At 40.1% G+C, this 11,085-nt stretch carries 16 protein-coding genes; 7 read left to right on the forward strand and 9 right to left on the reverse strand.

Annotated elements, in window-relative coordinates:
- From LBH49_02155 to LBH49_02165, 3 genes are all read left to right on the forward strand, one after another.
- Positions 1-1,236: glycogen synthase (locus tag LBH49_02155; GenBank protein ID MDR0351427.1), on the forward strand; the 1,236-nt coding region annotated here is incomplete at its 5' end.
- Between the two features lie 188 nt (positions 1,237-1,424).
- Complete coding sequence (gene rpsT / locus LBH49_02160) at positions 1,425-1,682, forward strand: 30S ribosomal protein S20 (protein MDR0351428.1); 258 nt, start codon at positions 1,425-1,427, stop codon at positions 1,680-1,682.
- 210 nt (positions 1,683-1,892) lie between these two features.
- On the forward strand, positions 1,893-2,858 hold the full coding sequence (locus tag LBH49_02165) for an NAD(P)H-dependent glycerol-3-phosphate dehydrogenase (protein MDR0351429.1): 966 nt from the start codon (positions 1,893-1,895) through the stop codon (positions 2,856-2,858).
- Here LBH49_02165 and obgE read toward each other — a convergent pair.
- Positions 2,852-3,847 (reverse strand): GTPase ObgE, encoded by a 996-nt coding sequence (gene obgE, locus LBH49_02170; protein MDR0351430.1) that lies wholly within the window; start codon positions 3,845-3,847, stop codon positions 2,852-2,854. The genes LBH49_02165 and obgE overlap by 7 nt on opposite strands.
- Before the next feature lie 45 nt (positions 3,848-3,892).
- Between obgE and lgt the strand changes: the two genes are divergently transcribed.
- The gene (gene lgt, locus LBH49_02175; protein ID MDR0351431.1) at positions 3,893-4,756 is read left to right on the forward strand and encodes a prolipoprotein diacylglyceryl transferase; all 864 of its coding nucleotides are present in this window, start codon (positions 3,893-3,895) and stop codon (positions 4,754-4,756) included.
- On the opposite strand, the gene yidD is transcribed toward lgt, so the two are convergent.
- Positions 4,722-4,982 (reverse strand): membrane protein insertion efficiency factor YidD, encoded by a 261-nt coding sequence (gene yidD / locus LBH49_02180; protein ID MDR0351432.1) that lies wholly within the window; start codon positions 4,980-4,982, stop codon positions 4,722-4,724. The two genes, lgt and yidD, sit on opposite strands and share 35 nt — an antisense overlap.
- Positions 4,983-5,104: 122 nt before the next feature.
- On the opposite strand from yidD, the gene LBH49_02185 reads away from it, so the two are divergent.
- From LBH49_02185 to LBH49_02195, 3 genes are all read left to right on the forward strand, one after another.
- Positions 5,105-5,320: a hypothetical protein gene (locus LBH49_02185; protein MDR0351433.1), complete on the forward strand. Its 216-nt coding sequence runs from the start codon at positions 5,105-5,107 to the stop codon at positions 5,318-5,320.
- Positions 5,321-5,364: 44 nt separating this feature from the next.
- Positions 5,365-5,814 (forward strand): hypothetical protein, encoded by a 450-nt coding sequence (locus LBH49_02190; GenBank protein ID MDR0351434.1) that lies wholly within the window; start codon positions 5,365-5,367, stop codon positions 5,812-5,814.
- Positions 5,815-5,928: 114 nt separating this feature from the next.
- Positions 5,929-7,644 (forward strand): penicillin-binding protein 2, encoded by a 1,716-nt coding sequence (locus LBH49_02195; protein ID MDR0351435.1) that lies wholly within the window; start codon positions 5,929-5,931, stop codon positions 7,642-7,644.
- Positions 7,645-7,728: 84 nt separating this feature from the next.
- On the opposite strand, the gene rplI is transcribed toward LBH49_02195, so the two are convergent.
- The 7 genes from rplI to LBH49_02230 all read right to left on the reverse strand — a co-directional run.
- A complete protein-coding gene (gene rplI / locus LBH49_02200) occupies positions 7,729-8,223 on the reverse strand; it encodes a 50S ribosomal protein L9 (protein ID MDR0351436.1) in 495 nt (164 codons plus the stop codon).
- A gap of 18 nt (positions 8,224-8,241) precedes the next feature.
- A complete protein-coding gene (gene ssb / locus LBH49_02205; GenBank protein MDR0351437.1) occupies positions 8,242-8,673 on the reverse strand; it encodes a single-stranded DNA-binding protein in 432 nt (143 codons plus the stop codon).
- Positions 8,673-8,966, reverse strand: a complete 294-nt coding sequence (locus LBH49_02210; protein MDR0351438.1) for a 30S ribosomal protein S6 — start codon at positions 8,964-8,966, stop codon at positions 8,673-8,675. The genes ssb and LBH49_02210 overlap by 1 nt, the downstream gene beginning before the upstream one ends.
- Positions 8,923-9,567 (reverse strand): aminoacyl-tRNA hydrolase, encoded by a 645-nt coding sequence (gene pth, locus LBH49_02215; protein MDR0351439.1) that lies wholly within the window; start codon positions 9,565-9,567, stop codon positions 8,923-8,925. Before pth ends, LBH49_02210 begins: the two co-directional genes overlap by 44 nt.
- 1 nt (position 9,568) lies before the next feature.
- Positions 9,569-10,183: a 50S ribosomal protein L25 gene (locus tag LBH49_02220; protein MDR0351440.1), complete on the reverse strand. Its 615-nt coding sequence runs from the start codon at positions 10,181-10,183 to the stop codon at positions 9,569-9,571.
- A gap of 132 nt (positions 10,184-10,315) precedes the next feature.
- Positions 10,316-10,762, reverse strand: a complete 447-nt coding sequence (locus LBH49_02225; protein MDR0351441.1) for an NUDIX hydrolase — start codon at positions 10,760-10,762, stop codon at positions 10,316-10,318.
- Positions 10,763-10,768: 6 nt separating this feature from the next.
- Positions 10,769-11,085: transcription termination factor Rho (locus LBH49_02230; protein ID MDR0351442.1), on the reverse strand; the 317-nt coding region annotated here is incomplete at its 5' end.

An 11,085-nucleotide genomic window follows, 5' to 3' on the forward strand; every position in this document is an offset into this window, starting at 1 on the left:
GCCAGGCTTTGGGAATATGATAATAAAAATCTAATCACATATTTTATAGAATTTGATAAATATTTTAAGCGCGATGGCATATATTCTGGATGCTATGGCAATCACTATGATAATCCAGAACGCTTTGCATTTCTATGTCGTTCGGCACTGGACCTGTGTTATTTCAAGCATTGGTTTCCGGACATAATTCATTGTCATGATTGGACCACGGGATTAATCCCAGTTCATCTATGCACCACCGAACGAGATCGACCTCTTGGCCACAGTGGCAGCGTTTTCACCATACATAATATACAACACCATGGCCTTGCTTCCAAAAATATCTTAGAATTTTCTGGCATTCCCGATCACGTATTTCGGCCCGACGGAGTGGAAGCCATTGGCATGGTCAATATGATGAAAGCCGGTATATATTTTTCTAAAAAATTGACCACAGTGAGTCATTGTTACTCAAAAGAAATACAAACGCCAGCCTTTGGTTTTGGCCTGGATAATGTTTTAAAATTTAAGGCCGGCGATTTAATCGGCATTTGCAACGGCATCGATATCTCCACTTGGAATCCTGCAACGGATAAATTGATACCAGCCAGCTATTCATCCGAAAATCTTGCTGGTAAATCCATCTGCAAAAGGGAATTACAAAAAACGTTTGGCCTAGAACCAAAGGATGAAGTTCCGATATTTGGCATAGTATCCAGATTGGCTGAACAAAAGGGCCTAGATGTGCTTGAATATATTATTCCTCAGGTAATTAATCACATGAATGCGCAATTCATCATTCTTGGCAATGGCGAATTTTACTTGGAATCCAGGTTTAGTGAGCTAGCTTCCATCTATGGATCAAAAATTGGAGCTTTTATAGGATTTGATGAAAAACTATCCCATCTTGTCATAGCCGGTTCTGATCTGCTTGTAATACCTAGTCGATTTGAACCTTGTGGATTAACTCAAATGTATGCAATGAGGTATGGAACTTTACCTCTGGCTCATAGCACTGGCGGCCTATCGGACACCATAGAAAATTATGACCAATCTACCCATAGCGGCACAGGTTTTCTATTTTCAGATCTGACCTATGATGCTCTATATAACACACTGGGATGGGCATGCGCAACCTATTATGATGACAAAACTAACTTCAAGGCAATGATGCACAGAGCTATGCAAAAAGATTTTTCTTGGAAACGTTCGGCAAAAAAATATATTGAAGTTTATCATTGGGCCATGGAAACATGATCGAAAAGTAACTAATTTGGCCATTACTCAGGCTTAATTACAATTATTTACACCGGCCAACCTGTTCATTATTTTTGTAAAATTATGTAAATTTTTTTTAAAAAAACATTTTTTTATTTTTTTATATTGACACATAGTTTAGTCGGCGTATTAAGTAGGACATAATTTGATTTTAATTGTAGTAAAAAATGGCAAATAAGAGAGCATCAGAAAAAAGTACAAGACAGACTGCAACAAGGACCATTAGGAATAAATCTTTGCGTAGCAAGATTAAAACATTGGCTAAGCAGGTTTTTGTTACAAAAGCATCTGGTGTAGATTCTAGAGCAAAAGAAGCTGCCATCGAATATATCTCTTGTCTTGACAAAGCAGTTAAAGTTGGAGTTATACATAGAAACAAGGTTAGTAGATATAAAAGTATTTTAGCCAAAATTACTATGAGTTAAATAAATTTCCCATCCATATCCCATCCAGCCCCCGGTTTCAATCCCTGTTTTCCGGGGGCATTAATTTTCAGTGATATTAATTTTTTTAGCATCATTTACCTTCAACACTCGACCATGGTCAATCATAAACTTCAACCTATTAATCAATTTAATTGCCAATGACATCAACAGTTATTGACATCATCGATCATATGTTTTAAGTAACTGAGTATGAATATAGCAATTGTTGGATCAGGGGCTTGGGGTACTGCGATGGCTTTACATGCCAATGGATGTGGCCATCACATTTTTCTTTTTCCCAGAGATCAAAAAGAACTTAATATACTGTTAAGCCATCGAGAAAACATCGATTATTTTCCTGGCTTTATGCTGCCAGATAATATAAAGTTAACTCTGGATTTTCATCTATTGGAATCCTGTGATGTGATTTTCATAGCCTGTCCATCGGCAGGTCTAAGCGAGGTGTGTAATATCATAAAACAACATCGACTACAAAAAAATTGCTGTGTTATATCACTTTGCAAGGGATTGCCCTATGATTCATTAATATTTCCATCAGACATCATCGAAAGTTCCATAAATACAACTTTTGCCATATTTGCTGGACCAACCTACGCCAGGGAAGTAGCCAATGGGCTGCCCACCAATGTGGATTTGGCATCCAAAGATGAACGCATTGCTGATGTCGCCAATGGGTTGAATTTCAAAACCATCGGCATAAATTGCACCAATGACATAAAAGGCGTAGAGTTGGGCAGTTGTTTAAAAAATATCTATGCAATAGGTGCTGGCATTTTGGATGGCATGAAAATGGGCGACAACTTTCGCTGTGCCTATATAACATCGGCCATTAAAGAGATCGCTAACATCGGCGTGAGTCTTGGAGGCCTGCGCGAAACATTCTATGGCGCAAGTGGTCTAGGCGATCTAATGGCAACATGCTCTGGCGATTGGAGTCGAAATAGAACCTTTGGCGAAAGGATTGGTCAGGGCGAAGCACCTGAAAAAATCCTTGCCACATCCACTGCTGCCATCGAAGGTTATAAAACATCAAAAATATTTTTCAATGAATGTACCAAATTAGGCCTACATACACCGATAATGCAAAAAATATACAACATCGTATACCGAGGCAATGATTTGGTAGAAGCAGATTTTTTTTCCTGTATTCATTGATCATTAATAACCATTTTCCTGAGCACCCGAATTAGTTGGTCGATTCCTTCGCCATTCGCACAGGATATTTTTATAGGATTTTGCCTCACTGCATCTTTGAATTTCTCCAGGTTGCGCTGAGATTGATCCATGTCCATCTTATTGGCTACCAAAATCCTATTTTTCTCTAATAAATTTTTATCATAGTGAGATATTTCAGAAACTAGAATCTGATAATCATCCACCGGCGAACGACTGTCCATGCCAGCCATATCGATTAGAAATAGCAGGACATTACAGCGTTCTATGTGCTTCAAGAACCTTAAGCCCAAGCCTTTATCTCTGTGAGCATCCTTAACTATACCAGGTATATCTGCAATGGTAATCCTACCCAGATCATCCTTCAATGGCATCACTCCAACCTTAGGCCAAATCGTAGTAAACGGATAGGCACCAATTTTCTGCTTAGCGTTGGTAATCAAACTTATGAGTGATGATTTACCGGCATTTGGTAGGCCTACTAAACCCACATCAGCAATGGTTTTTAACACAAACAAAAATTCTCCGCTTTCACCATTAGCTCCTGGAATTGTACGCCGTGGAGCTTGATTTATTGAACTTTTAAAATTCATATTTCCCTTGCCACCGGCACCGCCGGCCAACAGAACCACGCGTTCGCCATCCGCTAGCAATTCACATGCCGTATTTCCGGTTTCAATGTTTTGCACCACAGTACCTTCCGGAACCTTTAAAATGCAATCATCACCATTGGCTCCGTGTTTTTGCGACCCCATGCCTGGCTTGCCATTTCCAGCCCTTGCATGAGGCGTAAATCTATACTGAGTCAAGTCGTTGATGTTCGCATCGCAGAGTAAAATTACATCGCCACCCTTGCCACCATCGCCACCATCCGGACCGCCTTTGGGCATGAACTTTTCCCGATGAAAACTCAGACATCCATCACCGCCCTTGCCGGCATTCAACAATACCCTCGCCTCGTCAACAAACATTTTCTGAATTGTTGCCAATCACTGCCAATGACAAGATAAAACTTTATGGACAAGAGCTATATCAATTCTAGTTATGATCTTATCATGTTTCTTGGCCACATTGTCCACAATATCGATCCATTTATTTTCAGACTACCAGAATGGTTTATCATAGCCGGAATCCGATGGTACGGAATGCTTTACGTCATAAGCTTTCTAATAACCTTCGCCTATCTCAATTGGGCCAGCCGCACTGGCAAATCACTGATAAAAAAAAATCAAAATGAACAATTTGTGCTATTCTGCGCCGGCGGCGTCATCATCGGAGGTAGGCTTGGGTATTGGCTGCTGTATGACAGTTCGACACTTTTAACTAATCCATTGATAGTTTTAAAAATATGGGACGGAGGCATGGCAAGTCATGGTGGATTCATTGGAGTAATCATTGGCCTAATAATGTTTTCTCGTAAAAATAAATTGCCTGTGTTTCCGATGGCTGATATCGTCAGTTCCATAGCTCCAGTCGGTTTGTTTCTCGGAAGGATAGGAAATTTTATAAATGGCGAATTAGTGGGAAAAGTATCTTATCTACCCTGGGCAATAAAATTTACAAATCATGGAGCCATTGATCAAGAAGCGCTTCTGCCACGCCATCCTTCTCAACTATACGAAGCCTTTTTTGAAGGCATAGTTTTATTTTTTTATCTTCAATATAGAATGAAAAAAAATCCAACTCCGGGCATTTTGTCCGCAGAGTTTTTGATAACCTATTCCTGTACAAGATTTTTTTGCGAATTTTTTAGGGAACCAGATGCACCACTAATTTTCAGCCTATCCCGCGGACAATTTTTTAGCATTTTTTCACTATTGTTTGGTATTTTTCTAGTCGTATATATTAAAATTGGCCACCACCTTCGTCACAGTTATTAAATGGATTGCATGCAATTAATCGCTTAATGATCAAGTATAAAGCTTTAAACAATCCATATTTTTTTAGTACAATTATCGCATAGTCGGAGCAGGTTGGATTAAATCTACATCGGCATTGACTTCCAAATATTAGAGAGTTCAACGGAGACAAAAATATTTTGTAACATCTTATGGCAAAAATAAATATGCCACCAATGCCCCTTATTAACCTATCAATGCTTTTCATAAAAAAATGAAAAAAATGAAAAAAGTAAAAAAATTAGCTAATCTGGTTTTGTAGTGCTATTTATTTAAAAACATGCAAGATTTATATTGATTTTTCAAAAAATATGTCAGCTTATTTCATCGATGAATAAAAATATAGTAATTTATGCGTTAATCATGGTGTGTTTATTGCTTAATGGTTGTGACAAAACCAGTTCTACGTTGGGTGGAGCGGCCCTAGGCACTGCTGCCGGAGCAGGTTTAGGCTATGCCATCGATGGAGGAGCTGGTGGTGCAGCGCTTGGCGGAGTGCTTGGCGGACTCGGCGGTGCAGCCATCGGCCATCATGCAGGGAAATAATGTATAGCATTGATTTTTATAAAAACATTACAATTTTTTAATTGATGAATGAAAATATTTGGATTTGCGTACTTATTTTTACTTGTTTACTATTAAATGGTTGTGATACCACCGAGTCTACTCTAGGCGGAGCTGCCCTTGGCACAGCTGCCGGAGCTGGTTTGGGCTATGCCATCGACGGAGGTGTTGGCGGTGCAGCGCTTGGAGGAGTGCTTGGAGGACTAGGAGGCGCAGCCATCGGCCATCATATGGGAGCCGAAAATGATAAAAAAGAGGCAAAAATCGAGCGACAAAAAGAAGAGTTACGCCAAGAACGAGAAGCACGTTATTATGGTGATAGCTATGAGCATGAAAGAAGAAGGTACGATGCTGAGGAAAGGCGTAGGAGGGATGAAGAAACCATAAAATTGCGCCAGGACATAGAACGTAAGCGCCTTGAAATAGAAAAAGCAAAACTCGAAAAAGAGTTACATGACACTTACAGATCAGGGTAAAGTCAAAAAATTTCAATTTACAATAAGCTCATATTGGTAAAATTAATAAGTTGTGTTATGGTTGACATTGGTACGGTGTGAGCTATATATTTGATACTAATAAGTCTGTAAATTTTGCCAAATAATATAAAGATTTCTGTCAGGTTTTTCCTGGTTTTGTTGGTCCTATCCATGGGATTTTTCTGCGTATTTTGTAGACTGTTCCATTTGTCGGTATTGGCCAGATCTAGGTACATTCCCTATGTGGAAAAGCTGCGATCCAGCGTAAAAATAAAACAATCGAGACGTGGACAGATACTGGATCGTAATGGTGTGGTTCTGGCCACAACAAATTGCATCATCGACGTGGGAGTTGATCCATATGCTGCTAATTATGAACATGATTTCTCAAAAATACAACAATTGGCAGCCATGTTGAAAATTAACCATAGCTCATTGAAAAAATGTTTTAAAAAATATAAATACGTAAAAAACAAAAAAGTCGTAGAAATAAGATGGAAAAAAATTAAAACCATCGAGGATGATTTGCTCCTTGAACGTATCATGGCGCTAAAAATCAAAGGCATCTATGGCAATAAAAAATACAAACGTTCCTATCCCACCGATGGATTGGCTAGTCAGCTGATAGGTTTCATAAATGACGATGGAGTAGCATCTTGCGGTATTGAAAAGCTGATGGATAAATATCTTAAAGGCCAAGATGGATTGATAAAATCAGAAAAGGATGGCAAGCATAAGGAACTACGACAATTTAGAAAATTGGATGTCAATGCCAAAAATGGCTGTGATGTCGAACTGTCGCTGGATCTCATAATTCAGGATATGGTTGAAAAAGAACTGGATAATGTAATCAACAAATTTCATCCCAAGTGGGCAACGATCATTGTAAGCGATGCGGTAACTGGTGAAATTATGGCACTGGGGAATCGCCCCACCTACAATAATAATCACTACAACAAGGCCACCATCGATAGTCTCAGAAATAGAGCTGTCACAGATGTTTATGAGCCAGGCTCAATTTTTAAGATAGTCGCTTCAAGCATAGCGCTTGAACATAATCTCGCCACTCCAGAAACCGTATTTGATTGCAGCAAAGATTACGTAAATAGCTCAGGCTCAGATATAAAGCTGCCAAAAGATCCTGGCAATTTCAACAAACTATCACTGACCGATATACTTAGAAAGTCTAGCAACCGTGGGATTGCACATGTGGGTATAGTTCTTGGAAAAAATAGATTATATAAAGCGGCGAAAGCCTTTGGTTTCGGCGAAATAACTGGCTATGGATTTGATGGTGAAGTACCTGGCATTTTGCATCCACCCAACAGATGGGATAGGCTAACCATAACACGGCTGCCCATGGGTCACGCTCTGGGTGCAACTCCTATGCAAATGCATCAGGCCATGGGAGTTATCGCCAGTGGAGGTTTTCTTCTAAAGCCGCTGCTGGTGAAAAAAGTTGTCGATTCTCTTGGTAATGGCATATTGGAGTTCCATCCGGAGGTAAAAAACAGGGTACTGTCCAATAAAACAGCAACCACCATGGCAGATATTTTGCGAAACCCAAATAGCAAGGATTCCACAATAAATGGGCTGGGACTTTCCTATAAAACCGGAACTTCTCAAAAAATTGTGGATGGAAAATATTCGTCTAAACATCACATATCATCCTGTTCGGGGTTTTTCCCATTCGATACGCCACAAATACTTATCACAGTGGTTGTTGACGATGCAGTCACAGAAAAAGGCACAGCCTGGGGCTATCTAGTTGCCTTGCCATCGCTAAAGTCACTGGTGGATAAAATCTCCCGCTATATGGATTTACAATAAAAATCATAACAAATAACCAACCAAACATCATCATCATTTCAGCGATGGACACATGGCGTTGATAACTATCCAACCAATATATTCCTAACCTTTGGGTTCTATAATAGGCGTAACTTCTTTAGATTCTTCGACTTCTGGCACAACCTCGAAGGATAAATCCATGACCACCTCTCGATGTAATTTTAGCTTGGCTATATGTTTACCCACATGCTTGGCCGGTTCCATATGTAGCATTTTTTTATCCAAATTTACTCCATATTCCGATAGTTTCGCTAACAAGTCCGAACCTGAAATTGATCCAAACATTTTGCCATTTCCACCAACTTTGGCCGTGAATATCAGTGACAATCCAGCTATCATGTCTGCCATTGATCTGGCCTGAGCCACCTCCGAAGCTTCACGATCCAGGCGCTTTTTTTGCAAAAACTCCACCTGCCTACGATTGGCTCGGGTAACTGGAACAGCTATCTTGTTCGGCAACAAGTAGTTCCTTGCATAACCAGCCTTGACAGTAACACTATCGCCTTCTGCACCTAAATGCTCAACCTTCTTTAGTAATAAAATATTAGCCGTAGCCATTTTCAAAAATCAAAAAAATCAAAAAGGGACATCATCGTCACCATCGACCTGAATCGAAGAAACCTCATTGGTCACGGAAGCGCTCCGCTCCATCCCTCCATTATCTAAATTATCATCTGCTTTGGAGCCGATAAATTGAAAATTCTCAAGAACCGCTACCAGCTTGCTGCGCTTTTCACCTGCTGCAGATTCCCATTGATCCAGTCTCAACCTACCTTCCACAAATATTGATTTGCCCTTAACAAAATACTTTGCTATCAATTCGGCCTGTTTTCCAAAACAATCCACATCGATAAACACAACCTCTTCTCTAGTATCACCTTCTGCAGAGCGACTAACCCTTGTGGTGGCAAGACCAAATTTGCAAATCGACGTACCATTATTGGTAGATCTCAGTTCTGGATCTCTTGTCAAATTACCCAGCAAAATAACTTTATTAAATGAAGCCATTATTTACACCTCTCTATCATCATTCTGTTTATGGTTTTATCAAGAGCAAACCTATCTTTGATCAGTTCAGGCACCGTGGACTCAGCTTCGAATGAAATCCGAACATAGATGCCGGACTGAAAATTTTTATCAGTTATTCTTTCAAAATTTCGCTGTCCAATGCGCTCCACATCACTTATCTGACTGCCAAGAGCTACAAATGTATCCTTCAATTTATCCACCAAAGACTCCACCGAATCCGAATAGTTTCTAGTGTCCAATACTATCGTCGCTTTGTAACAATTCCTTTTCATTGCGCTTTCTATTACCACGATTTATTAAGTTCATAGAATAGACCGCACCTTTGTCAAGCAGTAGTTTCAACCCATCGAAAATATTATTCAAATTTTCATCAATTTTTTCTCTATCTTCGGCCGACAATCGGCCAATCACATGATCTGCCAACGCCATAAATCTATGTTTTTTCCCTCCTATACCAATCCTAAATCTAAAAAATCCATGGCCTAGATGTTCGACCAGGCTTTTAATTCCATTATGACCTGCATCTCCTTCTCTGATAGTTAGTTTATACTCACCAACGGCTATGGTTATATCATCGCAGAGCACCACCATTTCGTCCACAGGTATTTTAAAATAGGAACAAAATTTCGCAACTGCTCCACCAGCATCGTTCATGAATGTGTCCGGCCTTAGTAAAAAGATCGCCCTATCAATATAAAATACTTTTAAAAATCTACAACTCAATGAAGCATCAATCTTCCATTCGCTGGACTCCATGCCAAAAACTTTCAGAGCAAATTCGCTAAGCACATAGGCACCAACATTATGCCGCGTACCATCATAATTAGCGCCGCGGTTAGCTAGACCAACGAATATCCGAGGCAATCCGCCCACATCAGGATTTTGCGGCGGCAGATCTCATGCCACCGGCTTCGGAAGCTTCGCCTTCTTTGGACTCACTATGGCCCACACAGGATAGGACGATGGCATCGTCACCACCCGCCAATTCAACACCATCGGCCACAGATATATCCCGGATGTGAATCGAATTGCCCACCCTTAGATTACTCACATCGATTACAATATGCTCAATCATGTCCTTGGGCAAACAATACACATCTAGTTCATGGCGAACCTGTTCAATAACACCACCTTCATTTTTTACACCATAGGACTCGCCAACTAATTTTATCGGCACAACTATGCGAATTTTCTCATTTTCAGAAATTTCATGAAAATCCACATGGATAAACCCACCTGAAATAGCATCGCGCTGGACCTCTGCCACAATCGATAGCATCTTTGAACCCACATCAATCAGCTCAATGGTGGCCGCAGAATTACCCTTCTCCTTCATGAGGATACGAAAATCCTTATCCGACAAGCTGATTGAATGGGCACCAGATTTCCCATAGACCACTGCCGGAACACGCCCCTGTCTCCGCAACCTATTGGATCGATGCCGTCCAATTTCACTCCTTTGACTAACAGAAATTTGCAACTTCTTCATAACCGTAACCCTGGTCGATAACACGACTCTTGTTAGGTTGTAGAGCAAAGTTATAAAAAATCAACCAAAACTTTGATTATTTGACCGTAAATTAAAAAATTTTTGCATATAAACAAAAAAAATAAAAAAATTCTAGCGATGTTTTGCTTTAAGCTCTTGGATCTTTGCAATTTTCCAACCTATAAAAAAATCCAATTTCGATGATTCAATTTCATCCGTTGAAAGCCAAAAATACTCCGGCACCTCCTCGGGATCCGCCACCACTGCCGGCATGGCTCCAAGGCAACAATGAAATGTCACATCTATTATGGCCCTGGCAAAATTATCCACATATAGATTGCTGCACAGATAATGTAAATCTCTATCAATATGAATCCCAAGCTCTTCGGATATTTCGCGTCGAACAGTATTTTCAAGTATATCCTGGGCATCATCCTTACAACCAATTTCAACTTTACCGCCAGGGAAAATTAACAATGGACCGTGATTACCAACACGGCGCTTGATCACCAAGAATTTACCGTCGCATTCCAAGGCACACACACCTTTGAGTCTAAAGTTATATTTATCTTCCGCCATGGAAAGCTAGCGATTTACATTCATCAAAAACTCCACATTATTTTGTGTTTTTTTCATCCTACCTATGAGCATTTCCATGGCTTCGGAGGGAGAAACCCCCTTCATTGCTCTGCGTAAACCATATATTTTCGCAATCTCATCCGGATGATAAAGCAATTCCTCTTTTCGAGTACCACTGCGCTCTAAATTTATGGCAGGAAACAACCTTTTGTCCGACAATACCCTATCCAGATGCAACTCCATGTTTCCAGTGCCTTTAAATTCTTCAAAAATAACATCATCCATTCGACTGCCAGTCTCCACCAAAGCCGTAGCTATTATGG

This window comes from Puniceicoccales bacterium, from assembly GCA_031255005.1.
Classification (GTDB): domain Bacteria; phylum Verrucomicrobiota; class Verrucomicrobiia; order Opitutales; family LL51; genus JAIRTH01.

What these genes read in the sequence shown, in the direction of transcription:
- rpsT (MDR0351428.1), top strand. Translation starts at nt 1,425, where the DNA reads ATGGCAAATAAGAGAGCATCAGAAAAAAGTACAAGACAGACTGCAACA.
- obgE (MDR0351430.1), bottom strand. Translation starts at nt 3,847, where the DNA reads ATGTTTGTTGACGAGGCGAGGGTATTGTTGAATGCCGGCAAGGGCGGT.
- rplI (MDR0351436.1), bottom strand. Translation starts at nt 8,223, where the DNA reads ATGGCTACGGCTAATATTTTATTACTAAAGAAGGTTGAGCATTTAGGT.
- LBH49_02190 (MDR0351434.1), top strand. Translation starts at nt 5,365, where the DNA reads ATGAATGAAAATATTTGGATTTGCGTACTTATTTTTACTTGTTTACTA.
- LBH49_02185 (MDR0351433.1), top strand. Translation starts at nt 5,105, where the DNA reads ATGAATAAAAATATAGTAATTTATGCGTTAATCATGGTGTGTTTATTG.
- LBH49_02165 (MDR0351429.1), top strand. Translation starts at nt 1,893, where the DNA reads ATGAATATAGCAATTGTTGGATCAGGGGCTTGGGGTACTGCGATGGCT.
- LBH49_02210 (MDR0351438.1), bottom strand. Translation starts at nt 8,966, where the DNA reads ATGAAAAGGAATTGTTACAAAGCGACGATAGTATTGGACACTAGAAAC.
- LBH49_02225 (MDR0351441.1), bottom strand. Translation starts at nt 10,762, where the DNA reads ATGGCGGAAGATAAATATAACTTTAGACTCAAAGGTGTGTGTGCCTTG.
- yidD (MDR0351432.1), bottom strand. Translation starts at nt 4,982, where the DNA reads ATGAAAAGCATTGATAGGTTAATAAGGGGCATTGGTGGCATATTTATT.
- LBH49_02220 (MDR0351440.1), bottom strand. Translation starts at nt 10,183, where the DNA reads ATGAAGAAGTTGCAAATTTCTGTTAGTCAAAGGAGTGAAATTGGACGG.
- lgt (MDR0351431.1), top strand. Translation starts at nt 3,893, where the DNA reads ATGGACAAGAGCTATATCAATTCTAGTTATGATCTTATCATGTTTCTT.
- ssb (MDR0351437.1), bottom strand. Translation starts at nt 8,673, where the DNA reads ATGGCTTCATTTAATAAAGTTATTTTGCTGGGTAATTTGACAAGAGAT.